18 protein-coding genes are annotated in these 26601 nt (G+C 38.4%); 5 read left to right on the top strand and 13 right to left on the bottom strand.

Annotated elements, in window-relative coordinates:
* Positions 1-102: 102 nt before the first annotated feature.
* The 3 genes from ACH59B_RS12570 to ACH59B_RS12560 all read left to right on the top strand — a co-directional run bounded on the left by ACH59B_RS12570 (position 103) and on the right by ACH59B_RS12560 (position 2662).
* Entirely contained in the window at positions 103-237 is a 135-nt protein-coding gene (locus ACH59B_RS12570; protein ID WP_260484560.1) for a hypothetical protein, read from the top strand.
* Complete coding sequence (locus tag ACH59B_RS12565) at positions 234-1205, top strand: alpha/beta hydrolase (protein WP_404301690.1); 972 nt, start codon at positions 234-236, stop codon at positions 1203-1205. The genes ACH59B_RS12570 and ACH59B_RS12565 overlap by 4 nt, the downstream gene beginning before the upstream one ends.
* Positions 1206-1729: 524 nt before the next feature.
* Complete coding sequence (locus tag ACH59B_RS12560; protein ID WP_244944251.1) at positions 1730-2662, top strand: chlorophyllase/cutinase-like alpha/beta fold protein; 933 nt, start codon at positions 1730-1732, stop codon at positions 2660-2662.
* A 760-nt stretch (positions 2663-3422) separates the two neighbouring features.
* On the opposite strand, the gene ACH59B_RS12555 is transcribed toward ACH59B_RS12560, so the two are convergent.
* Entirely contained in the window at positions 3423-4811 is a 1389-nt protein-coding gene (locus ACH59B_RS12555; protein WP_045245378.1) for an MFS transporter, read from the bottom strand.
* Between the two features lie 318 nt (positions 4812-5129).
* Between ACH59B_RS12555 and ACH59B_RS12550 the strand changes: the two genes are divergently transcribed.
* Complete coding sequence (locus ACH59B_RS12550; RefSeq protein ID WP_080561166.1) at positions 5130-6143, top strand: LacI family DNA-binding transcriptional regulator; 1014 nt, start codon at positions 5130-5132, stop codon at positions 6141-6143.
* Between the two features lie 312 nt (positions 6144-6455).
* On the opposite strand, the gene ACH59B_RS12545 is transcribed toward ACH59B_RS12550, so the two are convergent.
* The 6 genes from ACH59B_RS12545 to ACH59B_RS12520 form a co-directional block, all read right to left on the bottom strand.
* Entirely contained in the window at positions 6456-7934 is a 1479-nt protein-coding gene (locus tag ACH59B_RS12545; protein WP_019687286.1) for a sucrose-6-phosphate hydrolase, read from the bottom strand.
* A gap of 11 nt (positions 7935-7945) precedes the next feature.
* On the bottom strand, positions 7946-9181 hold the full coding sequence (locus ACH59B_RS12540; protein WP_044785903.1) for an MFS transporter: 1236 nt from the start codon (positions 9179-9181) through the stop codon (positions 7946-7948).
* A 200-nt stretch (positions 9182-9381) separates the two neighbouring features.
* Positions 9382-10365: a LacI family DNA-binding transcriptional regulator gene (locus ACH59B_RS12535; protein WP_029515032.1), complete on the bottom strand. Its 984-nt coding sequence runs from the start codon at positions 10363-10365 to the stop codon at positions 9382-9384.
* A 547-nt stretch (positions 10366-10912) separates the two neighbouring features.
* Positions 10913-12955: a serine hydrolase gene (locus tag ACH59B_RS12530; protein WP_044785902.1), complete on the bottom strand. Its 2043-nt coding sequence runs from the start codon at positions 12953-12955 to the stop codon at positions 10913-10915.
* Positions 12956-13078: 123 nt separating this feature from the next.
* Positions 13079-14380 carry an ATP-binding protein gene (locus tag ACH59B_RS12525; RefSeq protein WP_044785901.1) on the bottom strand — a complete coding sequence of 434 codons (1302 nt, stop codon included), beginning with the start codon at positions 14378-14380 and terminating at the stop codon, positions 13079-13081.
* Position 14381: 1 nt separating this feature from the next.
* Positions 14382-15122 (bottom strand): LytTR family DNA-binding domain-containing protein, encoded by a 741-nt coding sequence (locus tag ACH59B_RS12520; RefSeq protein WP_017426931.1) that lies wholly within the window; start codon positions 15120-15122, stop codon positions 14382-14384.
* A gap of 342 nt (positions 15123-15464) precedes the next feature.
* On the opposite strand from ACH59B_RS12520, the gene ACH59B_RS12515 reads away from it, so the two are divergent.
* On the top strand, positions 15465-16274 hold the full coding sequence (locus tag ACH59B_RS12515; RefSeq protein WP_404303906.1) for a helix-turn-helix domain-containing protein: 810 nt from the start codon (positions 15465-15467) through the stop codon (positions 16272-16274).
* A 22-nt stretch (positions 16275-16296) separates the two neighbouring features.
* On the opposite strand, the gene ACH59B_RS12510 is transcribed toward ACH59B_RS12515, so the two are convergent.
* From ACH59B_RS12510 to ACH59B_RS12485, 6 genes are all read right to left on the bottom strand, one after another.
* Positions 16297-16929, bottom strand: a complete 633-nt coding sequence (locus ACH59B_RS12510) for a GNAT family N-acetyltransferase (RefSeq protein WP_017426929.1) — start codon at positions 16927-16929, stop codon at positions 16297-16299.
* A gap of 336 nt (positions 16930-17265) precedes the next feature.
* Positions 17266-17967 (bottom strand): SDR family oxidoreductase, encoded by a 702-nt coding sequence (locus ACH59B_RS12505; protein ID WP_017426928.1) that lies wholly within the window; start codon positions 17965-17967, stop codon positions 17266-17268.
* Positions 17968-18431: 464 nt separating this feature from the next.
* Positions 18432-18887, bottom strand: a complete 456-nt coding sequence (locus tag ACH59B_RS12500; RefSeq protein WP_031463558.1) for an Rrf2 family transcriptional regulator — start codon at positions 18885-18887, stop codon at positions 18432-18434.
* Between the two features lie 165 nt (positions 18888-19052).
* Complete coding sequence (locus ACH59B_RS12495; protein ID WP_404303903.1) at positions 19053-22691, bottom strand: S-layer homology domain-containing protein; 3639 nt, start codon at positions 22689-22691, stop codon at positions 19053-19055.
* 319 nt (positions 22692-23010) lie between these two features.
* Positions 23011-23556, bottom strand: coding sequence for a PTS glucose transporter subunit IIA (locus ACH59B_RS12490; protein WP_404303901.1), 546 nt, complete (start codon positions 23554-23556; stop codon positions 23011-23013).
* A gap of 87 nt (positions 23557-23643) precedes the next feature.
* Positions 23644-26310: a glycosyl hydrolase gene (locus ACH59B_RS12485; protein ID WP_404303899.1), complete on the bottom strand. Its 2667-nt coding sequence runs from the start codon at positions 26308-26310 to the stop codon at positions 23644-23646.
* Positions 26311-26601: the final 291 nt, after the last annotated feature.

Genomic DNA, 26601 nt, shown 5'->3' with positions numbered 1-26601 from the left:
GTTGTAAAAAGGCCCAAATTCCGGCACGGAAAAAAGTCTGAACATTAGGATAAAACAACTCAAGGGGTAACATCACGAAGAAATTGATAAGGAGATTAAGAGATGACACTTTCACAAAAACACATGGTTATTCTGATTTTAGTTATCATCGTAGCTGCCGTTTTGGGCCGTCTTGCAGTGCGGGCATTTATGAATTTTTTGCTCGGCGGTACACTGTTTGGAGGTAACTTCTTATGAAAAATGAGAGAAAAGGCAGAAAAAAAATGTTGTGGGGATCTATTTATGTTGGTGTTTTTATTCTTGTGTTCGCGGCTTCAGCAATCATCAAAATGACATACAATCCACTGTCTGGAGAGATGCAAGTTCATTGGAATGACACCGTTGGGCATGCATATTCAGATATCGCCTATGACGATAAGGAGCAAAATAAATTTGATCTCTATGTTCCAGCAGATAATACAAAGAAAAGCTATGGTCTTGTCGTATATCTCCATGCAGGAGGTTTTTCAACTGGTGACAAAAGTGATGACGCCAATATGCTGAAATGGCTTACTTCAAAAGGTTATGTCGCCGCTGGTATTAATTATACGCTGCGTAATGAAAATAATCCCGAAGCCAGTGTATATACTATGTCACAGGAAATCAAAAAAAGTATTCCAGTTGTAAAAGCGGAAGCGGAAAAGTTAGGCTACAATCTCGATAGAATGGCGATATCCGGTGGCTCGGCAGGTGGAACTTTGGCGCTATTGTATGCTTACCGTGATGCGGACACCTCTCCTATTCCTGTAAAAATGGTATTTGAGATGGTAGGACCACCGAGCTTTTATCCAGAGGACTGGACTACCTACGGTTTGGATCAGAATCCAGAGGCAGCAGCAAACTTATTCAGCGTTATGTCTGGTAACACGATTACAACAGATATGATAGGAAAAGCAAGCTATGATGAAGCAGTCAAAGATATTTCACCGTTTATGTGGATTGATAAAAATTCTGTACCAACGCTAGCTGCCTATGGAAAATACGATAAGGTCGCTCCGTTCGGAACAGTAAAATATCTGATCAACGCACTGGAAAAAAACAATGTTCCCCATGATTATTTCGAGTTTCCTCATTCGGGGCACGGTCTGCAAAATGACAATAAGCTATATTTAAAATATATAGAAAAGTTGAATGAGTACCTGGAACGATATATGGGGAGTGAATAAGACAGATTAGATCCGCTGTTCTGTTTGAGGCAACAAAATGTGCAGATTTAGAGAAGGTACTATTTTTAAAAACTACCTTCTCTACTATCCAAAGTGAAAACGAAAAACTTAAGAATAACCGTCAAAAAAGCAGGTTTATTAATTAAATTTGAAGTTTAATATTTCCTAATACATTACGCTTAAGGTTACTATTTATATATTACGCTTAACAAGACAATATCTCTTTCAGGTTATACGACTTCAACATATGTCTGAGCAGGCTTTTCCGCCCGTGTTTATCTCTTCTTGAGTCTTTTTGTCATATGAAATGAGAAATCGTACTTCATTATGCTACCTATTCAAGTTAACTACATATGCTTTTTATTTAGATATATAACTAAACTAATCGGTAATCGGTCTATGCTTACATCAGTTTATTTTCAGTTTATTCAGATCAGGTATACTACTTCAAGGAAACAAGGCAGACAATCCACAAGACCTACGCTAAATTTATAATTTATTGAGAGTTAAGGAGATTTACGTGCATGAGAAAGATGTTGAAAATTACTGGTTGTATTATTTTTATCATTGCAGTATTGATTGCCGCTTTGTTGATTTACTTAGCAAATAATCCTGCCGTTCCGAATAATTATACGGAAACAGTCAAAACAGGCGGCGAGTTGGAAGCAAAGTATATAGCTATGGGTGAGCACGAGGTAAGTTATTTTGAAAGTGCCGCTATGATGTCATTTAAGAAATATGAGATTTTTTTTCCAGCGGATATATCCGAAATGAATAGATCGCTCCCCGTTGTTGTATTTGTCAACGGAACAGGGATCACAGGCTCTAAATATCAAGCACTGCAAAAACATCTTGCCTCTTGGGGATTTATCACAATTGCCACAGAAGAAGAGTATGCATGGAATGGGTTTTCCGCTGAAATGTCTGTTCGGTATCTTGAGCTTTTGAATGAATACAAAGATAAAATCAATGGTGGGGATAATGTTTTTTATAAGAAGATAGACCTCGACCATATTGGTATTACCGGACATTCACAGGGCGGCATCGGTGTAATAAACGCTATTACAGATCAGAAGCATTCTGACATCTATAAAGCTGCTGTAATGTTGAGTTCCGCGAAGACCGTGATGAGCGAAGCTCTGCAATGGACGTCTGATCCTACGCTCATCAAAGCACCAACTATGATTATTGGTTCCACTGGCAACACAGATGAGCAGATTGCACCTCTGGAAAGCCTGCAAAAACTTTATAACGACATCCCCAATAATGTCACAAAAGTGATGGCAAGAAGAAATGATGCCGATCATGGGCAAATGCTTTACTATGCAGACGGATATGTAACCGCATGGTTTATGTACTATCTTAATGGCGATACCGAAGCAGGAAACGCATTCTTCGGAGTGAATGCTGAAATTCTATCTAATGCAAACTTGCAGGATATTAAAAAAAACCATTAAGGGATTTGTGAAAGATTCGTGAGCGGTTTTCCACCCCTTACATTTTCGGGCAATGGTTGATTAAATCAAGCGAACGCTCCAAAGCCACATCGGATACTTGGGCAAAGTCTGTGCCTTTAGGAAAGAACGGTACAGTCTAACTTTCAATTTTCTGCATCGCATATGACCGACCAGATGCTGGAGATTACGAAATTTACTCATTCGCATTAACGATTCCAGCCTACTGATTATCCGCATATGCCATCAATCAACAAAGCAAAGCAGCGATACTTCACTCATGGGAAACATCGCTGCTCTAATGGTTATTTGTAGATAGGTTTAAAGCGTTTTATTCGGAATATGATGTAGGGTAGTTTGTTTATTGACCCTTTAAAGGCTTTGTTTTTAACCTCTGAATAATCTGTCGTTTTCTAAACTTTATATTAGATGCTTCCTCTGCCGAATGGTTATAGGATATACTAACTCATATTCTCCATTACATACAGGGATAACTCTTTATTATGATCCAAGGGTTATGCCACAGCACACATTTGATAGTTTCGACTGAATTTCTATTCAAAGATCTTTTATAAATATTAATCATCTTACGAATATTCTTATTTTCTTGCCCGATCGGGGAATAGCCGTTTTAATTTGTCTCCCACTGAATAATACTGCCCATTACTTCAATGAAAAAAGTAGCCCCTCTTGAACTGCCCTACTGCTAGTCACTTCAACAATAGGGTGAGTTCATTCATGGGCTACCTTATTTACCCAGTAGCTATTCAGCGTTTTTTAAGAATTCAAGCTCTTTGACAATACCCGGAAATAATTTATCTAGATTGTAAAATGCCAGCAATAAAATTTGCAGGAGAGCCAAGATAATTGGAACGTAGATAAACATGAAATGAATAGACGCTAGCGCAGTAGCACTGATTGTAGCTTGTCCACCAGCATATCCTCCCAATGCCAGCCCCCAACCGATAAGTGCCGCTCCCAAACCGCCTCCCGCTTTTGTGCCGAAACTACCCGCACTGTACACCAGTCCTTCGGTGCGCATCCCTGTCTTCCATTCGCCATACTCAATGGTATCTGCCAACATGGCAAAGAAGGTTCCGAGAATAGCGGCATGTCCAAGCGCTTTAATAACGAGTCCCAGACAGACCGCCATCAGACTTGTGGGACTGACGGCAATGACAAGCGACCCGACAATAAGGAGGATACTTCCGATAATGGAGGAATTTCGTTTACCGATCCGCTTGACGATGGGGGGCAATAGCATATAACCAAGCAGGGAAGGAAGCAGTAAGGATATGCCGAGCACTCCAATCAGATTGGCGTCTTTTAACACATAACGTGCGTAGTAAATATTCATACCTGTGCCCAGTGCGTTATTTATAAAATAGACCACAGCAAACCCAAGGATCAATTTCCAATACTTATTACGCATCAGCGCTCCAAAAGCGCGTCCAAACGGAATTGGCTTTTGTACAACAGATGGAGTAACCCTTTCTTTGGTACTGAAGAAGGTAACAAGAAATAAGAAGGTTCCGAGCAAGCCAAATATAATAAAGGTGAAAATCCACCCTTTTTGACCGCCGCCGAATGACTTCACTAACGGGAGGGTGAAATAATTAATTAGCAAGGCACCAATATTCGCCAGACTCATACGAAAAATATTAAGCAGAGAACGCTGGTAAGAATCCTGCGTTATCATGGAATTAAGCACACCATAAGGGACATTAATACTGGAATAAATAAAGTTCATCAGCAGATAGGTAACGTAAATGTATAGAATAGTGATCGTCATATTTCCACTTGGAACCGTGAACAAGAGAATTCCAGACAATGCAAATGGCCCGGACATCCACAGTAACCAAGGACGTGCCTTCCCGTGTCTGCTCTTTGTTTTATCGATCAAAGCCCCAATCGCGACATCAATAAACGCATCCAGTACGCGTGCAACTAGCATTAAAGTACCAATGACCCCAGCGCTGATCCCGATTACATCTGTGTAAAAGTAGGACAGAAAAGTCATTGCGGCGGCAAACAGCAACTGGCTGGCAAAATCACCGAATCCATAACCAATTTTTTCTTTCAGCGTAATAATTGAACCGGTTTGCACTGAAGCCTCATTTCCCCTTACAACAATATCGCTTGAACTTCTCATGCTCATGCTCCTTTTCCCTTGTTATTCTCTACAATTCAAGGTTATAAAGAAAACGTTTTCTTAATTATCAAAAAAACAAGCTGAAATACCCTGAATCCAGCCGATTATTGGTAAAAACAACTATGTTCGTCCAAAAAATACTAGAAAACGTTTTCCGGAGTTGATTATACTCTCCTTATAAACCAAGGTCAAGCGCTTTCTTTGCTCTAGAATCTTTGTTAAACTCAATAAACAATTCAATAAACTGATATAATAAATTCAATCCACTTTGAGAACCTATTTTCTAAATAAATACTTGCTTGAAAGTCGGTGTGTACAATGAAAATGACTATAAAAGATGTGGCTCGAATGGCCAACGTCTCCATTTCTACAGTTTCCAGAGTGATCAATAATAGCCAGACGGTCAACAGTGAAATACGCAAACGAGTTCTGGATGTTCTTGAAGCCACTCAATTCCGTCCAAATGCCATAGCACGGACATTGGTAAAGAATAATACATCTTTGATTGGGGTACTTCTGCCCGCGATTAAAAACAACGTTTTTGATGACATGGTTGAAGGCATCAATCAAGTAGCGCATCTATACGGCTTTGATGTCATAATCGCCTTGTCAGGGGGAGACGCGGACTCTGAATTACACTATTACAATATGTTCCGTGAAATGCAGGCGAGCGGAATTATTATATCGGTAAGCGGAATCCGGGATGCGCTATTCGCGCTCATTGAAGCGGCGGGAATTCCCTGCATCCTTGTCGGACGGGATTTCCGAGACCAAACCATTCCTTCCGTGCATGTTGACAACATAACGGCTGCTTTTGAAGCGGTAACTTATCTAATACAGCAGGGTCATCAGGATATCGCGATGCTGCAGGGACCAGCGGGGGATATTTCAGTGAGCAATCAGCGTTTTTTGGGCTATGAACAGGCATTGAAGGCCGCTCACCTGCCAGTACGCCCCGAACGTGTGTTGGAAAGCGGCTTTTCAGTTGAAGATGGCATAACCTCTATGAGAAAACTTTATCATTCAGGCCCACTGCCTAGTGCGGTGTTCTGCGCAACGGACCGAGTTGCCATAGGCGCTATGAACTTTCTGGCTGAAAATGGGGTGAAAATACCTGAACAGGTCTCTTTCTTCGGATTTGACGACATTGACATGGCTACAATAATCCGGCCTAAATTGTCAACTGTCCGATATTCAGCATCCGAACTTGGCATGGTCGCCGCCCGCAATCTCATTAAGCTTATTAGAGGAGAAGAATTGGCGGCTGTCCACTGGTCCATATCTCATCAGTTAGAAATTCGGGACAGCAGTACAAAACTTGGAGTATCCTAACCTTTGATGCTCCTACGGGTTGCGGGAAATGCTAAACCGGCAGGGGTGGTCTTTTCAGCGAATCCAACGCCGAATAATGGAAACGTTCTCTTGCAGACTTTTTCGCAAAAGGGCATGATTGGAGATACGCAGAAACCAGGCTCGGTTTAAAATTGGCTATCATGTAGATGGGCATTTCCGGGGAAAGTCGCTATTGCCAGACTCGCTCGTATTCAATTTTCTTTTCGATAGCAGTCAGATTAACTATCAATAAGAAAAGGTTGCTTTCTAAGTCAATACCAGGACTCAGAAAGCAACCTTTTCTTCGAGTTATTAAGCTTGCCAAATATCTTTCAATTTCCAGTATGTCAACTCATTTACTAGAGCCTCTCCGCCCTCCGTTACGAGTTCTATGCCTAGCAGTTTTTCACTCGAATAGATGCGACTTGTCATCGTAGCTTGCCCTTCATTAGCAAATATTTCAATGGATGAGCGATCCAGATATACATGTAACGTCAGTTGCCCCTCTGCACTTAAGGCTGTTTGACGTACTCCATCCGTCTTTTTGCCTGATTTAGAACAATCAAGCATAAGTTTCTGACCCGGGATAGAATAAGTGATAACCGTTTCCTCCTCACCTGTACCGCGAAGCTTCAAGCCTACCAGATCTGCACTTGACTTCGTCAGGTCGAACACGACCTTCACTTCAAGCAGATCCGCTTCAACTTCCGTCAAGTAACTTCCAGAAATAGCGCAATATTGGTGCAAAACATGTTCGCTTTGACGAAGCAACTTCATTTCCTCTACTGGGTTCATCAGCAATTTATTATTGGCACCCAGCGTAATTACACGTGGGATCGTCAATGCTCCGGACCAGCCGTCTGCTTTCGTCGGCATATCCGATTCCCACATATCCATCCAACCAATCGCAATGCGGCGACCTTGATCATCTAGAAAAGTTTGAACCGCATAGAAGTCATGACCATTATCCAACTCGATGAACTCTCCATGTTTATATTCATTACTATCATAATTATATTCGCCAACATAATATCCCGTCTGGAACAAATTATTGTACTTATCTCCTTGCGCATCAATGCCTTGCGGGGAGAACATAAATATATGCTTACCGTTCAGTTCAAAGAAATCAGGGCACTCCCACATGAAGCCCATATTCTTATCTCCCTGCAGAAGCACACCATGATAGGTCCAAGTTCTAAGATCAGGAGATGTATATAGAATAACACGCGGCAGATCTTCTTTCGTGCTGTTACCTAGGATCATGTACCATGTATCCTCATGCTTCCATACCTTCGGATCACGGAAATGCTGTGAGCTATCTGTTGGAGGTTCAGCGATTACGGGATTCTGCCCTAGTTTTGTAAAATGAATGCCATCTGTACTTACTGCCACATTTTGATTTTGGAAAAAGATATTGTTTGGTTGATCAATATAGTGATGGCCAGTATAGATTAATGTCAATTCGCCGTTATTATCTACTGCGCTTCCTGAGAAGCAGCCATCAAGGTCACATGCATCTCCAGGCGCTAATGCAATCGGACAATGCTCCCAGTGTACAAGGTCTTTACTCTTCACGTGACCCCAATGCATTGGACCCCAGTTCTCATCATAAGGATGATGCTGATAGAAGGCGTGATATTCACCTTTAAATTGGATTAATCCATTGGGGTCGTTAATCCAGTTTGCTGGTGCCATAATATGATAACCTAACCGGTACCGCTTGTTCATTTTTGCTTCTGCCTGTTTCAATGCTTCCTCAGCTTGCTTTGTATTGTTATTATATGTGTTCATTTGTCTTCCTCCTATGCTGTTTCAATATGCTTGTTAGGCTTGGGATCCAGATTTTTCGGTTCTTTCTTTAAGGTAAAGATTGAGATTGTTGTAAAGACAAATACGAATACACCCATAATCACGTACGTATTTGCAAAACCTCTAATGTCATAAGACATACCGGCGATTGGCGAGAAGATCGAAGCTCCTACCTGACTCATAAACTGGAATCCCACCAGATACAAGATCGAAGACAGACGCGTATCGAAATTAGCAGCCAAGTACTTAAATACGGCAATCAGCATGATTGGCAGTTCCAATGCGTGAATCAATTTCATAGCTGAGATACCATAAGGTCCAATAACTAAGCCTGAACCCATGATCCGGAATGCCATCAAGAATCCTGCCAATATCAGACCCTTTTTTGCTCCAATTTTGTTGACAATGAAAGGCGCTAAGAACATCATGCCTGCTTCCAAGAACACTTGTAGGGAATTTAAGTAACCATAAACTTGATTGCCTAATGCAACCGTTGAGAACGTCGATGAAAAGTAATTTGGGAACTGTTGGTCATACACATTGTAAATACAGGTAACGCCAAGAACATATAAAATGAAGAACCACAAATGCTTATTTGCAAACAAATAGCCGATTTGCTTAAAGTTAACAGATTCTGCTCGCTCCATTTCGGAATCTGTCATTTCAACTTTAATTGTCATCATAATGATAAACAGAATGACAGCAGATACTGATGCAATCCAGAAGTTAATGTTAGGGTTGATATTGAAGAGCTGACCAGCGAAAAATGTTGCTGCTGCCCAACCTAGCGAGCCCCACATACGAGATTTCCCGTATTCAAATTCATATTTTCGGCTGATTTTCTCGACATAAGATTCAATAGCTCCGATCCCTGCCAAAAAAGCAATACCCAAGTAAAAGCCACCTACAATGGCGCCGAGAAATACATTGTATTGAAGTAACGGCCCATAGATAAAGATATAGAAAGGACCAACAAATAAGAGCAAAGAACTGATTAGAAATAAAATATGCTTCTTCAATCCGATTTTATCAGATATATAGCCATAAAGCGGTTGCATACATAGCGCAAAGATAGCGTTTACAGTAAAGATAACACCTGTTTCAGCACCATTTAGACTGATTTCTTGTCCTAGCCAGATGGAGAACAATGAATAACTTGCTGACCAAGTAAAGAAGAAAAAGAAGAAATAGGCACTTAGTTTCCAGTACATGCTCTTTGACTTTCTCATATCGAACGCTCCTCTTAGTTGAACATTTAATGTAAATGAAAGCACTTTCGTATTTACAGACTGATTATATGTCAACCGCTTTCATATGTCAACCGCTTGACATATTTTCGAAAGAAAAAGAGCTCTCCTCTTTGATTTCAATTACTCTAATAAGGATAGCTCCATTTTATATCACAATGCTGAAAACTATGGGAATTGTATTAAGCTGTACTAGCTTCAATGAGTTTCACGGGTAGATAGGTTTCTCGCGGGACATCACTGAAGCCACCTTCAATTTCTTTAATAAGTAACTCTATGGAAGATCTCGCGATCTCCTGTATTGGTTGCTGAATGGTTGTCAATTCAGGGAGAAGATTGCGGGTTGTTTCTGTTCCGTCATATCCAACTACGCGGATATCTTCAGGAACCCGTTTTCCTCTTCTTCTTGCTTCAGCAATAAAAGACGCTGCCACCATGTCATTACTCGCGAACAATCCATCTACTTCAGGATGTTCATCGAGCAAGCGTTTAATCGGTTCATCGTGATTCTGTTGGTGAAAGGGATCATGTACTTCATAGGTAATTGCCTCTCGACTATACTGCTCCATCACATCTTCATATGCTTTTCTTCTTAAACTTGCTGGTGTTTCCAATTCAACAGGGCCATTTATGTGTAAGATATGCTTGCACCCCTTTTCAATAAGCAGCTCTGATGCCAGTTTTCCACCCATATAATTATCCGATCCTACAACTGGGATTGAATCGGATAGGAAACGGTCGATCGCAATGACTGCAATATTCTTCTGTTCATAATTTACGATACCTCGGTTGTGTGTACCGACGATAATACCGTCAACTTGATTTCGCATAAGCATATCTACATAAGACTCTTCTTTATCCAGCTGATTTAAGCTGTTACATAGCAACAGCTTATAGCCTAATGACGCACAAATATTCTCTATATGGAAAGTCAGCTCTCCGAAAAATGGGTTGCTCGTAGTTGGAATGATTAATCCAATCAGATTTGTCCGTTTAGTAAATAATGACCGAGCTACATCATTAGGAAAATAATTTAGCTCCTGCATCGCTTTATGAACTTGATCCTTCGTTTCTTGACTGATATAGCCACGATTATTAAGTACGCGAGAAACCGTAGTCGGTGAAACTCCAGCTAATTGTGCAACATCGTTAAGTTTTGGTTTCATTGATTCAACCTGCCTTCTCTTCATGCCAAGTCTCCAATTATTCTATTATTTTAACATTGTTAAACGTGAAAAAACATGTCTTCATCATTCCACGCTGTATATGCAATGACATCATTTTAACCATTATTGTTCATCATATTTAATAATATATGTTCCTGTCTCTCCTCGAGAATATTTTATACACTATGTAGTATGTATGAGGTAGTGAATAAACTTGGTTGAAATATCATCTAGAGAGTTATGGATAAATGTATCCATTTAACTGTATATACCCCGATATTTTTCTCATTTTATATGGACTAATATGTGAATATACCGTAGTGAAAAGAATCTCACATGTGATTTCGTAAAAGTCGTTGTCGCAGGACATTAGTAAACAAAAAAAACACCCCTCAGAAATCCTGGAATGAAGTATATCACATAATATAGTAACTTCCTCGTGGGGGTAAGTGTTACTGCAAAAGGGACAAAAAAACACACAATCCAAAATAAAGAACTCATCCTATCATAATAGCCGCTCCTAAATTTTTCAGGAGCGGCTACACGCTTAATTCAAATTGATTTTAAATCTATCCCCTGCCTTGCCACCCAAAACGATCAAGCCACCTTTGGGCAGCACAACCGAATTGTTATGGCTAGCAGTTGAAAAATCTACAACCGTTCCGTTTTCATCATAGACAGCGTACCCTCCACTTGTTGGAACATCAACGGTCATCGTTTTATGGGCTACGTTTTTATCTATTTTAAACCATGTGGCTTGACCATTCGATGGTATGGTGTACACTGATTTCCCGCCCAGGACAGGTTTAATAGCATCCTCACTGATGTAGGACTGTCCATCTATGGTTAAATACTCTGAACCATCCTTGGTAGTAAAATTCAAATCAAATGCATCTCTTCCACTCATAACAGGAATCTCAACAGCATTAACGGCTTTATTCTCATCCACAATTTTAGTACCACTTGCGTATCCATCATGATCAACGGATATTTTTTTCGTTATAAATGATGGGGCCAAATAAAAAATAGAAGATATCTTTTCATCCAGGGCATAATAATTTTTCCCGTTTCTATGTTCCCATGCCTTTTTAACAGTAGTATTTAGAGGATTGGCATCCAGCTTTTGATATTCATAAGTCACCATAACCATTTGACCTAATCCCGGAAAGTTTACGTAGAAGTTAGCCTTAATATACGTTTTCCCATTTTTTTGTTTGTCAAAGCCTATGGCTACACTGCCATCACTGCTTTTGAATTCTCCATTGCCTGTATACACATATTTTTGCGCCGGGACTATTCCATCCAGAAAAGCTGGTAATTCAAGCTCTCCGTTTTTAATTTCTACATTGATGGTTGTACCCACAGTGCCATATAATCCAGAATAAGTAAGTAAATCAGATGGCATTTCCACTTTTACAGGAGGTTCAAAGGTTTTACCTGGTAGAATGCCTTTAATGATGCCCTTATCTTTTAGAAGCTCCAATAAAACATTAGAAGCAAAAATACTATCCAGGATGGAAGAACCTCCAGATGAAAGCACAGCCATAGAAATATGATGCTCTGGTATGGTGATCAAAGTAGAATGATACAAAACAGTATCCCCACCCTTGGACAACGCAGTTATTCCGTAATCACTAAACGGTGCCAACTGAACCGCATCCCAACCAAGTCCATAATTAAAGCTGTTTGTCTCTTCAGGCACCCATATTCCTTTTCGATATTCATGACTTTGCATGGACTTCGCCGATTGTGCAGATAAAATATCAGGCCTGTTCCCTGTTAATACCTCCGAAAACATAGCCACCTCTTCTGCGGTGGAGTATAAGCCCCCTGTCCCGATGACATTGGCATTTTCAACCGGTAAGGCCCCCTCAATCGCAGGAAAATAAGTTTTGGACAGCTGTTGTCTATCAAATTGATCGAGAGGTGTTTTGGTAGATTTCAAACCCAAAGGGGTATTTATATGCTTTGCCAGGAAATCGGTGTAACTTAGACCGCTCACCCGCTCAACCAATATTTCGAGCAATTGAAATCCATCATTGGTATATACGGAATATTCGCCAGGGTTTGATTTTAAAGTTTCTGATTGCAACCTTAGCAAGAGCTCATCATGATTTTTTGTATCATTGTCATTAAATAACATACTATTTTTTAAGTGGGCACCGTAAAGGCCTGACGAATGATTTAACAGCATACGCGGTGTAATTTTTTTGTACCTTTCATCGGCCATTGTAAAGTTCTTAATGTATGTTGTGAGCGGCTGATCAATATCTACCTTATGGGCATCCACCAGCATCATCGTTGCAGCAGCTACATACATTTTGCTTGTAGAGCCTATACCAAACATCGTATCTTTGGTGATCGGCTCGTTGGTTGCTTTATTCTTTACACCCACGCTATCCGATAATACGATGTTTCCATGGTCCATAATGGCATACTGCACACCGCTAGCACCGTATTTGGATACCAGCTCTGAGGCCAGACTGCGAGCCTTTTCCTTGATGGGTTCAGGAGTGCCTTGAGCAAAAGTATTCGTCATTGGCAGCACAAAAAGCATAGCAGAAACGAACACAGCTATTATTTTCTTCATTCCATATTTCCTCCTCTTATAGCTTCATCAGACTTTATTACTGACCTGATCATACAACGAACGAGGATTCTATAAAAAAAAACACCCTTAAACGTAAAAAACAATCCCTAAACAACAAGATGTCTAAGGAATGTCCTTATAAAATGGTAATAAAACCATATTATCGAATACTTTATTTTTCGTTTCAATGGTCATGTTACCACCATATTTGTCACATATTCTAGATATATTGGTTAAGCCAATACCATGAATATCCGGGTTTGATTTTAGACTTTGCAAATGGGCCACTTCATTCTCCATATGATTCAGAATGTGAATGAAAAGCGCAGATTCATTGGAATGTATTTTAATAAGAATGAACCTGTCCTCAGCAATCTTGACCTTTTTAGATGCTTCTATGGCATTATCCAGCATATTCCCTAGAGCAACACATAAATCATAACGTTCAATATTTACTTTCTGTGAATATAAGTTAAGTTGGGTATCTACCTTTATGCCATTAGCTTGTCCAATATTAAGACTATTCGTGACAAGGGCATCTATAACCAGATTACCGGTATTAACCCTTTGATATGCTCCTTCAATTTTATTTAATGTGATCTTAATATGTTCACTCGCCTCAGCTAATTCATTTCTCTTGATACATTCGTCAATATACAAAAACTGTTGATGTGTATCATGAATGATTCTCTTTATATTTTTGAAGCTGTGAACCGTTTTTTCGTAGTTAGCATCTTGGTAGTCCATCTGATGTTGTAGTTGAGCATTTTCATGCATTAACTGGAATTTTTCAATAACATTATCGAAGATGTATATAATAAAAACATTTAAAGAAATAAAGCCAATAATAGAGCCAAAATAATACATATTCTTTTCACTATAAACAGATAAAACATTGACCTGGTATATACTTATGATGGGAACGATTAAAAATAAAAAATAGTAACGATGCTGCAAAGGGAAGGTTCTGCGTTTGGCGAATAGCCGTATAATCTGAATGACAGCAAACATGATAATACAGCTGAGTAGCATAACCTTAGAAAATATCAAGTGATCCTGTCCGCTCAAATGACTAAAGTTGCTAATCTTAACGGAGTCTACAGCATATAAAATATACAGGGATAAAAGATTAACGATGGTGATCAACACAGCATAAAGAATGGAAAAAATGATCTTTGTCTTTATTTCCACGTTATAAGAATGAGCCAAGCTAAATATGACAAATAACGCCAAAATGGAGGAAAACGTAGGAGTCAGATAAACAGTTAAATATAAGAAGTTCAACAACCCGAAAATAATGAAATACATCATTCTATTCGGCTTTCGACTGGACTTATCAAAAACCGAGTTGAAATAAAAATTGACCTGAAAGCACATCACCAGTACGACACATAGGTTAAGAAACAGGTAGTTATATGCCATCATATTAATGCATCTTCATAATCATAAATTTGGTATACAAATCTTTAACTTCTTTTATTTTAGAACGTCCAATAGGCAACTTCACATCATTTGACATCAGAACATCACCGCCAGCAAATTTTTTGACATGAATTAAATTTATAATAATCGAACGATGAATTTGTAAAAAATTATGTTCCTTTAATGCTGATGCATAATCAGAAAGAATCCCTTTGCTATCATAGGTTTGTGTAGAGGTTACAAAATGCAGCTTGTTTTTTATGGTCAAGCTTTTGGCCACTTCAATACTAATGATATCATCATATTTTAAAAGCACTTCCTCATAAGCTGACTTGATGATAACGAATTTTTTATCGAGAGCTTGAAAATATTGACACAGCTTTATTATTTTTTCCTCAAAGATATAGGGAGCAATCGGTTTTATTAAATATTGAAATGTAACTACGTCAAAACTTTCCACCATATATTCAGGGTAGCTCGTTAAAAAAACAATCTGTTCATCTAGGTGATTTAAACTCCTTATTTTTCGGGCGGTTTGAATTCCGTTCATGCCATTCATTTCAACATCCAATATTAAGATATGGAATGGAGACTCATGGTTTTGATAATGAGATACTAGTTGTTCTCCTGAGTCGAATAATTCAACTTTAAATTCTATATTTGTTTTGATTGATAAAGCGATCAGCATATTTTTAACAAGCTCTCTTTGCTTGTACTCATCATCGCAAATAGCCACTCTATACATAAATGCTCCCCTCTTTCCCATTACATGTTGCAAGGAAGTATAGTCTGAACAGTATACAATATCTTAATATTCTATACATAGCTTTTGGATAAAACGCAAATTCAAATCCCTTAAATGCGATTTATTGTGTGCTATTCGTTCTCTATGCTTAGGCGTTCCCTTTTTGCCATCAGGGCTTGCGTAGGTTGGTCGGTTTGTGGACGATGTCGCTGGAATGATGTTTGCTGCTGTTTTGACTATTTTGACCCGTTGAATAAGAACACAACTTATGATTTATTAGGAAGATAGGAATTGATGTATCAGGAGAACGACTTTCATACATAAGATCTATTGGAGGAATTTATGGATAATAAAAGGTATTTTTCAATTGGAGAAGTTTCTAGATTAAAAAATGTTACGATAAAAGCTTTACGTTATTATCATAATATTGGTTTGTTAATACCTGCATACACTAATCCCGATAACGGTTATCGCTATTATACAATTAATCAATTCATCTATCTGGATATTATAAAAATTTGTAAGCAAAGTAATGTAAGTGTTAAAGAAATTAAAGCTTTATTTGCTAAAGCCGATACTAATTACCTTAAATTTTACTTAGAACAGAAAAATGAAGAAATTCATAAAGAAATAAAGAAATTAGAGCAACTTAATAAACAAATAGAAATATTAAAGACAGCTATCCATTCATCTGAAGATGAACTTATGAACAATGGATTTAATATTCAAACAGTTAAAGACAGATACTTTTTAAGTTTATCTACTCAAGTTGGAGAACTTAATGAGATAAAGTCATTCGATAAGTTAGATGAAAAATTAGGCGAATTGGCAGTCCAAACGTTTCAGTATGGATTAATTTATTCATGTCACCATGATAATTGGAAAATCAGTGATGTATTTCGTCTAATAACATCAGATGATTATAGATTGCTTAAAGATACCTTTAATGTATCTAAATTATCAAAAGGAGAATATTTAACTATTAATTGCACAGGAGATACTGAAATTGAAACATTTCAATTAGTAAAAGAATATTTGGAGAAAAACAGTTTGACGTGTAATAAGGTTTATATGTTTTATCTAGTGACAGATGTTTTTAATCAATATAATCATTTCTCTCAATTTCAAATTAGTCTAAAGCCCACCCTATAAATAAGGTGGGCTGACTTTTAGCTTATAGCTTGTATTCATAAATAAAATTTGTATTTTCGAGTTTGCCGTTAGGTAGATTAAATACAGTTACTTCTTCATCAAGACGGACAAATCCATTATGATCATAGAATCCATAGTTACTCATTGTATCTGTATACACATAAATTTTATTTGTTTTTGTATTTCTTAAGTAAGAGATAAGCTCATTAAATAATTGTTTCCCTACCTTTTTTCCTCTAGCTTCTTCAGAAACAGCAAAGAATTCTAAGCACCCCTGAAACTCATCTTCTTTTCCTCTAATTAACTTGCTGTATGCCTCATTAGTCATAGAGGTGAGTTCAACAAATACTTTTCGTTCGATGTCATTTAGATTTAAGAGTTGTAGCAATTCACTTGTATAATCTTCTTGTAACAATCTATAAGATGTTATTTCACCAACTCTTGAACCAAAAATTACACCAATGACTTCTCCATCTAATGTAGCTACTCTTCCAAAAGTACTTTTATTTAATATTGGACTTATGAACATCATTGTAACTGCTGCATTTATTATGCCGTCATCCTCGATAAAATCCTTTGCGTTCCAGGTATCTGCGATAATAGATTTAATAGGTTCTATATCCTCTTTTCTAATGTCTCTAATATCTAAGTTCATTTTGACTTCCTCCTTTTAATCAATTAACTTACAAATTGAGTTTAATGTCTCCCCTAATGGGGAGAGTCAAGTATTTAATGCAGTGTCTTTTTCAACAGGGCTCACTTACAAGAATAGACGGCTAATAATTATGTTAGACTGGGAGAACCAAAAAATGCCGAACTCTATCACAAAGAGTTCGGCATTTTCAGGTGAAACTCATTAAACTATCGCCATTTAGTTTAGCGATTCCGTACAGTCTAAAACTTTATTATTTACAGACAATAAGGATGCCCCGATTGATCCAGAACTAAAGCTTTCATCTATGATATCACCTGTATAAAAGGGACTATTATGTTACCAACTGATCACGGAGCGATCTCTAAAAAACTTGCCGGTCGTTCCTACATCGCCCGTCGCAAGCCAAACAGCCGTATCAGCCCCTTGCTCAACCGATCTCGGAGCATCGGCAGTACCCATATCGGTACGAACCCATCCCGGACACATTGAATTTACCGTGATTTTGCTGCTACTTAAGTCTGCTGACAGTTTTAACGTAAGCGCGTTCAGGGCAGTTTTGGACATACTGTATGCAAAATATCCGCCGCCCATACCATCATTTAAAGCTCCCATGCTGCTGGATACATTGACGATTCTGCCGTCTGCACTTTCTTGCATTAAAGGGATGAGCACTTGCGATAAGAGAAGTGGACCGTAGACATTCGTTTCCATTGTAGTTCGAACCGTTTCCAAATCGATATTTGTTGTATCCTTATTACCATCGATAGAGATGCCTGCATTATTAACCAGAATGTCAACGACTCCAAATTGCTCCCGCATGTCGTAAGCCAACTTACGAATACTGGACTCGTTAGTCATATCAAGCTGGTGAAAATGAACGTCAAGCCCTTCCTGCTTCAATTTGTCGCAGGCCGCCATCCCTTGATCTTCTTTGCGAGCCGTCATAATGACGGTGACGCCAAGCTTGCCTAGCTGTTTAGCAATTTCAAACCCGATCCCCCGATTCGCTCCCGTAACGATTGCAATTTTTCTTCTCATACATATATCCTCCTCATTTTCATCTTCTTTAGATGTGTAAACCCGCTTACACCCTGAAGGTTAGGCAAAGTGGCAAGATACACAGGAGTTTTGATACCTTTTTCCGCTGATCTGAGCATTTTCTGTTCGCCAGGCGATTCCGTAAAAACTAAACTGGTAAATCCACGTGCAAGCAATTCACTTGGCATTTGTAACTATAACTATTTCATTTTAATATTATCACCTCCTCGATTAATTTAATTGACGCATTGTGTATTGACACCTATCTTCTCACCGGCAAGGTGGGCAAGACCGACATATTAATCACTTAGCCGTCTTCAAGCATGAACTTGCCAATAGTTTCACTTACACCAATTAAAGTAATATTCATGGAGGCCTATTTCTTTTATGTGCTTATTTCAAGCACAATTTATTCTAATAAAAAGTTGCATATGATTCTGCAACTTATTGTTAGCTATTGAGCTTTATTGTTCTTTAAAGAATTGGACTCGATCCATTAATTGAGCAATCGTGTAACTTCGCAAATACTCAATTGTCTTTAATTCGGCTTCCTGGAGAATCTTTTCAAGTTCAACATCTAACTGTTCAACATCTAACTTTTCTCCATCATCTCCGCAATCCACTTTAATTTCAGCATCATTCGAAATACTACTTATTGCTTCGTATATATCGCCTATTGTAATCTCTGCTGAAGATTTTCTTAAAAAATATCCACCCTCCCGTCCACCTTTTGATTCAACAATACCGGCATTGTTCAGTGACTGCATAACTCTCCGGATAAAGGTGGCATGCGAATCGACTTGTCTCGCTATCAACGCACTGCTTATCATGCTGCCACTTTTGGCTAGCCAAACAATGGCCTGAATCGCTATTTTTAGACGAGGGGGACCAATGTAAACACCCCTAGACGCTGTACTCAATATACTCCCTCCTTCTTAATTTAAATTGCAACTTTGATAAGCACATTATACGCAATGAAACATCTATACACAAGGGGCTTTTAAATTTTAATATTGATTAGCCATTCATACAATGAGGCTTAACCATCATCATACGATGGTGGTTAAGCCTCTATAAAACAAATCTTATAATGAGAAGAGAATATTATTAATTACAACAGCAGCTTGCGCACGGGTTAATTTAGACTTTGGTGCAAATTCTCCATTATCCATTCCGTTTATTATTCCAGCGTTTTGCATTGCAGTAATGCCTTCTAACGCATATGAAGAAATGGTATTTGCATCTACAAATCCTAATGGGATTTCACTATCTGATGTCAGCCCGGCATATGTCATTGCTTGATAAGCCATTATAGTCATATCCTGTCTCGTGATTTCATCTTGCGCACTAAAACCACCATCCGGTCTGCCTTTAACAATACCTAACCGTTGTGCTGTAGCAACCTCATCATAGTACCATACGCCTGTTTTGATATCTGAAAAGGTCGTTGTCGCATTGCTATCGGTTAGTTCAAAAACATTCATCAGCATCGCAATAAATTCGGCTCTCGTCACTTTATCGTCCGGATTGAACTTTCCATCCCCTGTTCCGATGATAACGCCCCTTGCAGCTAAAGCCTCAATCGGCTCCTTTGCCCATTCTTTTGTTACATCCTGGAAGTTTACTTCCGTAAAAGCTACTGCAAACTTACCCAATCGCTTAGGCTTAAATTCTATCCCATCTGTCTTTTTGTTTAGTCTTCCATTAACTACAATTTCACAATCTCCAGTATCCCTAATTTGGTAGATGACCATCTTATTGGGTTGTTCACCTGATTTCAATTTGTATGGTATTGTCACTTGAACGTCGTTTCTTCCATCAAGCTCACTTACCTTTTTACCGTTAATTTCCAAACTAAAACTGTAAACTGGTCTATCGCTCAATGGAATTTGTATCTTCGGTGATAGGCTGGATGAATTTACTTTAGTCACAGAAACCTTCACATTCTTTGCCTCTGCTGAACTTTTAGAAATCAACTTAGAAGATACATTTAATTTAGCTAATCCTGTCTCGATTTCGAAATTATTAATTAAATATTTTCCATTGCTTAACAATGCATCAACAGGAAATTCAATTTCAATTTCATTCATATCTTCAATTGCATCTACTTTAATTCCAAGTTTGTCTCCATCTGTTTGTTTGAGTGCACGCTTAACAGTTTCAGTGTCCAGTTGAGCAGTTGCTTTTCCATTAGCATTGATCGTCGGTTTTACTCTTATTTTACCGTTATTCACCTCAGCATTGTCTTGTATGCTTCCTAAAGAGTTCTCTTCTCCAGCCTTGTTTTGTATACTTTCTAAGAAATTTTCTTTTTCGCTTGATTTTCCGTTCCCTGCATTTTTCTGTTCTTCTTCTACAACTACACGAACACGTTCCAAATTCTCAATTCGTGTAAAGGGTATTTCTTCGTCACCATCACGCTGTGCGGTCACTCTTAGGGCTGGGTAGTAGGTTCCGGGCTTGGTATAGGTAAAGTATACAGACTCCGTTACCGAGGCCTCAGGAGTACCGAAAGATACCTTCTTGTAGTTCCCCGTACCTTCGAAGTCCCATTCGGTTTTCACAACCTTGCTGTTACCAGGGGGGACAGCAGCTTTGCCCTGGAAGGTGACACGTTGGCCGGTCTTAACATAAATTTTAGTCGTGCCGTTAACAAGTAAATCGACGACTGGCTGTATCCCCTTACGTTCCGCAGCACTCTCCGGCAACTTGATCTGACCATCGACTACCTTGTATTGGGTTGACTCTGCAGGAGCCACCCCTTGTTCTACCCAAGCGCTTAGGTCACGAAGTGCCTGTTCGAGAATGCCATCGTATTGTACAACAGTATAAGTGCTTGCCCCATTATCGTAATGATCCGCATTGTCGTTGAACCAGACACGGAAATGATCATCGAAGCTTTCACCGAGATACTGCTTCACCCTTGCACTATACCAGTCCGAATGCCAAGGAAAAGATCCCATATCGAGCAAGTTTGAGATAAGAATGACTTTTCCTTGGATATGCCCGTTGTGTGAGCCACCTCCTGCAACACCACTCATGATCATGGGGCCAATCTCCATAGGACGCTGAGGATAAATGGGAGTTCCGTCAGTTGCTCTAAATTGATCCCAGGAATAAAAGTTGGGTCCGCTCGGAACCTGGTGACGATGGTACGATAGCAACGCAAGATGCCATCGGTTGTCGATATGCAGTTTGGCACCGCTTTCTAGGGCGCTTAATACGCTATTGGAGTTTTCGCTCCCAATCGTGAAGACTTTCTTAGTCGGATGAAACGAACCTTTTAGTGTCCCGATCTTCGTCGTCCCGTCAGCTGTATAAAGTGTGTAATCTGCACCGGTTCGAGGCAGTGTTGATGGCGCATTATCAAGAGAAACGCTTGTCGGTGCATTCTGCTTGTCCCGGCTAACCTGAGTAATGGTGGCCCATTGATCGATCTTGGCGCTGCGGAACAAATCTCCGAGATCCGATTGTTCCGTACCTAGATAGCCTGGCTTGTTCCAGAAATCTTCGACATAGGTGCTATCCATTGATTTAATCGTGTCTCCGAAACCAAAGAGGAGACTCTGAAGATCGTTCTGGCTGAGTGCCCCCTCCAACCCTCTTAAAGGAACTCCCAACTTCGTCACCTCTTGCAGTACTGCCTTCTCCATGTCATTCAAACTGGAATAAGGGTCACCGCTACCTCCCGGGCTCAATGCGTCCTTTAGCTGTAAAGCCTTGTCTCCAAGCACGAAGTTCGTATAGGCCAATATGAATCCATTGTTTGGGATGGACGTTGGTACAACCGGGACAAATGGCACTGCTCCGTCCCACACTCCCTTAGTATTTTCAATTGCACCAATCGTCTGAAGAGAGCCTCCGCTTCCACCGTATATATATCCATAGATATAATCGTCAGTGTCGTAGTAATCCGCCGCGTACACCTTAGAGAACTTTGCCGCGGCTGCATCAATTCGGTATCCGCTACTTGCATTCGTCTGAACCGTATAAGCCCCGCTGGCTGCGCCGAAAGCAATATGACTATCAAAGGCATTCTCATCATAAAGCGGATATACTTTCTGGAAGAAGCGGCCCTTCCACTGTTCTTTCGGCGGTAAGTAGAAGTTGAACTTCGCATCAGTACCCTCAAAGTGGCCTGACACTTTATGATGCGGAACTGGAGATGTTAGATCAACTTCCCTATCAATAACTGGTTTATTAAACTGTGGGTCGGTACATCCTGCAGTGATCCAAAGAGGCCCACCAGTTTCATGCGATGTGCATTCCTGTTGTGAAGGTGAACCTGGTGCCCGTGTCACAATCACCCTATACAGTTTCGTTGTCACTTGTCCCGTTACTTCGATGGTGATGATGTCATTATTACCATCGCTCAAGATCATTGGGTCGCTCGCTTGACTGCTTGCAACAGGTTTCCCGTTTACTTTCATTGTGGCGTTGCTGTCATAGACGCTGGCTGTTACCGAAATACTGGTTACATCATAGGGAACATTCACACTATATTCGGTTGTTTCAGCTGCAAAAGCAGGAGTCAGCGTGCCGCTCGATAACACCAGTCCGCTCAGATCCGCGTTTTCCATTCTTTCATAATCGCTAATTGAGGTATTAGCCACATGATCATGTATAGCTAATGAAAAATTTGAATTTGCGCTGATTTGCGTCGTATTTGCTACCAAAAATAATAGAGCCGCTAAAATTGCACTGATGATTTTGCTTTTCCTCATTAACTATTCCCCTTCCTTTCGCTACACATCAGGTAAAAAAAAAACCTTAACGTAAGCGTTTCCATATCATTGTAATCGTTTTCATTTTTATCTATATTAAAAGGAACACTGTAACGAACATAAGACTCCATTTGGACTCTGTACATCCATTTGTTAGTTCCGTTGTTGAACAAAACAGCTGTACAAATCACGTCGGAAAATTGAGGCATTTTCCGATTGGATTAAGTAACACCTCAATATTCCTACGTTGTTTGGTCCCACTGAAAATGCTCATATTGGTGGCTGCTTTATTTTACTCTTCCACCTTTTCACACTACTATCATGATATAACTTCCATCAGCCTATCTTTTGCTAATACCTTATTGCTATCCGTTTTCTTGATATCCCTATAGTTATCTGTATTAGTAATTACGATAGAAGTTATAACTTCATATCCCTCCTTTTTAATAGCTTCCACATCAAATTCTACTAATAGGTCTCCGATATTAACTTGATCCCCCTCATTTACATGAGGTACAAAATATTTGCCTTTTAAAGCAACTGTATTAATGCCTATATGAATTAAAATCTCAACTCCATCGTCGGTCTTCAATGCAATAGCATGCTTAGTAACAAAGAACGCTGCAATTTCCCCATTAACCGGCGAAACAACTTTACCTATAGACGGCTCAATTGCTATTCCTTTCCCCATTAATTCTTGGGAGAATGTGATGTCATTTACTTCACTAAGATTTTTAACCTCACCACTTAATGGGCTGTATATTATTTCTGATTTTTGTTTATTATTAAGTGCTGGATCTTTTTTAATTGTTTCTTTTTTATCTTGTGTATTAAACATGTTCTTAATAAAATTTGAAAAACTCATAAGAACCCATCCTCTGTCATTTTAATAATTAAATTTAGGATAATATCTCATTTAAAACCGCTTTAGACCGAAGCTACAATAATACGGTTAGTAAAGCACTAAATTAACAGAACCCGTAATGCCAGTTGGTTCATGTATAAGGTACTGCGAAAAAAAGTCTTTTTGCTCTTTTTCTAAAGTATTTGTTACTTCAATTACTAAATTATTACTCCCCGTTCTTAAGCAATTGCTCACTTCAAAATTATAGGGTGGGCATATTCTACTTCCAACATGGCAGCCATTCATGGAAATATTCACAATTTCATAGGCATCTTTTATGAATATAAATGCATTTTCAAAGTTTTTACTTACGTTGAAGTCTATTTCGTATCTAACGGTACCCGAAAAATCAGGGTATAAATTCGGTGCTGCTAAGTTAACCAGTTTATCTATTACTGTAGTGGTTTCAAATTCAGGATATTTTTCAGAGGTAGATAACGAAATTTTCCACTCACCACTGACCTCCTGAATATCAATCTGCTCCTTATCCGTTATTATAGATTCGATACTCGCAGTTATGTTTTTACTAAAAATAATTATTTTAGATTCATATTTTTCAAGGTTTAATTTAAACTTGCTGCCTTTTTGAGTTCTCTCTAAATTTATATTAAGAACTTTATTTTCAAAGGCATCATATACATATGCATCTAAGTGAAGAGGAACCTCAACCACTGTATTAATGGAATGATACGGATGTTCATTGAAGAACATAAATACATCTCCATCTTGATGGGTGTAGTGATAATATCTTAAGTATGGTTGCTGATCATAAACCTGGATATCATAAATATCTGAATTTTTTAAATCAGTTACTAAATTATCAAGCCCTATTACTTTACAATTTTCAACTTCTTGTAATTTTCGAAGTTCCTTATCAATATTAATACCTTCACTAGAACCCTTTGGAAGATCATCTATAAAATAAACTTTGAACCCAGCCTCTAAATAAACTAATAGTTTTTCTATTAGTTTTTTAGGTAAAGATTCAGAATATGGTATGACTAGCCCTGAAAACGATTCGTTATTTACAATAAGCTTCTTATCTTTAATTTCAGACGACATTAATATATCAGTGGGCAATATATCAAAATCAATTTGATTTTGCATTAACTCTTTAGCCGGTTTTTGTAATAGCATATATTCACCGGACCACTCTGCTTCGCCATGATATAAAACAGCTACGGGTGCTACATGTATCCCATCCGTCAGCAAATGGCTAATCTTATTCGTATACTCATTTAAAATCTTCATATATCTAAACTGTGGATTTTTACCATGAGCATAAAAGTGAGGTGGACAATCTAAATCTGGAAATTCTTTTGGCGAAAACGCATGTGGTACAAAGTAATTTACTCCTCTTACAAGCATATGATCCGTTATCCATTTCATTAGTTTTAAACCTTCACCCCAACCATAAGCTCCAAAAACTTCACACATTGTACGTCCTTTTTTCTTTTCATCCATATGGCCCAAAGAGGCTCCCATTTTAGCCAATGCATAGTGGAAAAACTCACCATCCCAACCTGATGATGTAGATGATTTAAAATATCCTTTATCCATTCCGGGCAATATTTGATGTAATACTACATCTAGCCCTGACATATCTTGTTCCCACAAGCTTCTATAAAAATGACCTGCTCCATAGCCTAATCTGGCATGTGCATTATTATCCTCTATTACATGCCCAATATATTCAACATTATGGGCTCTACACCATTTACCTAACCTTTGGGTAAAATTTTCAGAATATAACTTAGTAATAATATCCATATATAAATATCTAATTTTATTTTCTTTTGACTTTCCATTCACCCATAGCAAAGGTAAATATTTAACAACATCTTCTGAAATATTTTTTTGCAATATCTCTACCAGATCTTCTCTCCATGGTAGTACCATGTCAAATCTTCCAATTGAAGCGTTTGGTCCTTTCACATTTCCAAAACGTGGTTCATCAGAAAAAAATCCCGCAATAGTTGTTCCGAAATCTTCTTTATACCTATTTAAATGTGCTTCATAAACAGTATCAATTAATACTTGTGTTCCTTTTGGATCAATTGGATTTAAGTAGCCTTCAGTAGACTTTTCTCCTCCGTCAAAGGTCTGTACAATAGTAAAAATTCTCCAATCCCCTTCTGGAATATCTAAGTAAGCAACTCCATTAATTACTTTATTTGATACATCAAATAAAGTATCAGGATCTATTTCATCACTGTTAATTATCTTAGCTGCAATGACTCCTATCATTTTATCTTCTAAACCAAATTTGCTTGTTTCCTTTTTAGATTTTTCTACTCCAACGTTCATGACAGCATCTCTTGAACCATTGGCTGCCCACTTTACAATAATTCCTGCATCTTTATATGGACCTGCAAAATCTTGCTGATGGATTTTTAAAAATAATTTTTGTAGATTTGGATAATCCTTTTTAATTTTTCCATTGGCATAACCTGTTGGAAAATGAGAATCATCTAAAATCCAGACTTTCATATCACGTTTTCTTGCTTCATCCATAATCACATCCAAATCTTCCCACCATTTAGGTCCCAGGAAATCAGGATGAGGACGTGATTCCACACATACAGCTTTTATTCCAGATTCATTAATTTTTTTCATATATTCACGTAATACACCTTCTTCTTCACCATGCTGCCAGAAGAAAGGCATTAAATAATTACTTTCCCTATTTTCTAAAACTTCATCTAATTTCTTCATATATTATTCTTTCCTTTCTTGATACTATCTACTAATTACCTTTTTATGTAAGTAGACTAGCAGTTCATTTTATATCAATTAAAAATAAAATATTTCATGTAGTATCAATACTTTAGTCATTTCAATATCAAAATGAAAGAAAATAACTAACCAAATCTAACATATAATAAACTTATTCATTTTTAACATTGAAAATTGGGCTTTTATATATTTGAATTAATTCAAATATGTATATTGTCCTCTGTACCACCAAATGCGTATGATCTATATAAATAAAGGATATCATCTTCT

Source organism: Paenibacillus sp. DP01 (assembly GCF_044784315.1).
GTDB lineage: Bacteria > Bacillota > Bacilli > Paenibacillales > Paenibacillaceae > Paenibacillus > Paenibacillus polymyxa.
Note: the sequence above shows the minus strand (reverse complement) of the source record. Positions and strands in the feature narration are given on the sequence as shown.

What these genes read in the sequence shown, in the direction of transcription:
- ACH59B_RS12510 (WP_017426929.1), bottom strand. Translation starts at nt 16,929, where the DNA reads ATGAACTTAGATATTAGAGACATTAGAAAAGAGGATATAGAACCTATT.
- ACH59B_RS12565 (WP_404301690.1), top strand. Translation starts at nt 234, where the DNA reads ATGAAAAATGAGAGAAAAGGCAGAAAAAAAATGTTGTGGGGATCTATT.
- ACH59B_RS12520 (WP_017426931.1), bottom strand. Translation starts at nt 15,122, where the DNA reads ATGTATAGAGTGGCTATTTGCGATGATGAGTACAAGCAAAGAGAGCTT.
- ACH59B_RS12495 (WP_404303903.1), bottom strand. Translation starts at nt 22,691, where the DNA reads ATGAGGAAAAGCAAAATCATCAGTGCAATTTTAGCGGCTCTATTATTT.
- ACH59B_RS12560 (WP_244944251.1), top strand. Translation starts at nt 1,730, where the DNA reads ATGAGAAAGATGTTGAAAATTACTGGTTGTATTATTTTTATCATTGCA.
- ACH59B_RS12525 (WP_044785901.1), bottom strand. Translation starts at nt 14,380, where the DNA reads ATGATGGCATATAACTACCTGTTTCTTAACCTATGTGTCGTACTGGTG.
- ACH59B_RS12490 (WP_404303901.1), bottom strand. Translation starts at nt 23,556, where the DNA reads ATGAGTTTTTCAAATTTTATTAAGAACATGTTTAATACACAAGATAAA.
- ACH59B_RS12550 (WP_080561166.1), top strand. Translation starts at nt 5,130, where the DNA reads ATGAAAATGACTATAAAAGATGTGGCTCGAATGGCCAACGTCTCCATT.
- ACH59B_RS12535 (WP_029515032.1), bottom strand. Translation starts at nt 10,365, where the DNA reads ATGAAACCAAAACTTAACGATGTTGCACAATTAGCTGGAGTTTCACCG.
- ACH59B_RS12555 (WP_045245378.1), bottom strand. Translation starts at nt 4,811, where the DNA reads ATGAGAAGTTCAAGCGATATTGTTGTAAGGGGAAATGAGGCTTCAGTG.
- ACH59B_RS12505 (WP_017426928.1), bottom strand. Translation starts at nt 17,967, where the DNA reads ATGAGAAGAAAAATTGCAATCGTTACGGGAGCGAATCGGGGGATCGGG.
- ACH59B_RS12545 (WP_019687286.1), bottom strand. Translation starts at nt 7,934, where the DNA reads ATGAACACATATAATAACAATACAAAGCAAGCTGAGGAAGCATTGAAA.
- ACH59B_RS12530 (WP_044785902.1), bottom strand. Translation starts at nt 12,955, where the DNA reads ATGAAGAAAATAATAGCTGTGTTCGTTTCTGCTATGCTTTTTGTGCTG.
- ACH59B_RS12515 (WP_404303906.1), top strand. Translation starts at nt 15,465, where the DNA reads ATGGATAATAAAAGGTATTTTTCAATTGGAGAAGTTTCTAGATTAAAA.
- ACH59B_RS12540 (WP_044785903.1), bottom strand. Translation starts at nt 9,181, where the DNA reads ATGAGAAAGTCAAAGAGCATGTACTGGAAACTAAGTGCCTATTTCTTC.
- ACH59B_RS12485 (WP_404303899.1), bottom strand. Translation starts at nt 26,310, where the DNA reads ATGAAGAAATTAGATGAAGTTTTAGAAAATAGGGAAAGTAATTATTTA.
- ACH59B_RS12570 (WP_260484560.1), top strand. Translation starts at nt 103, where the DNA reads ATGACACTTTCACAAAAACACATGGTTATTCTGATTTTAGTTATCATC.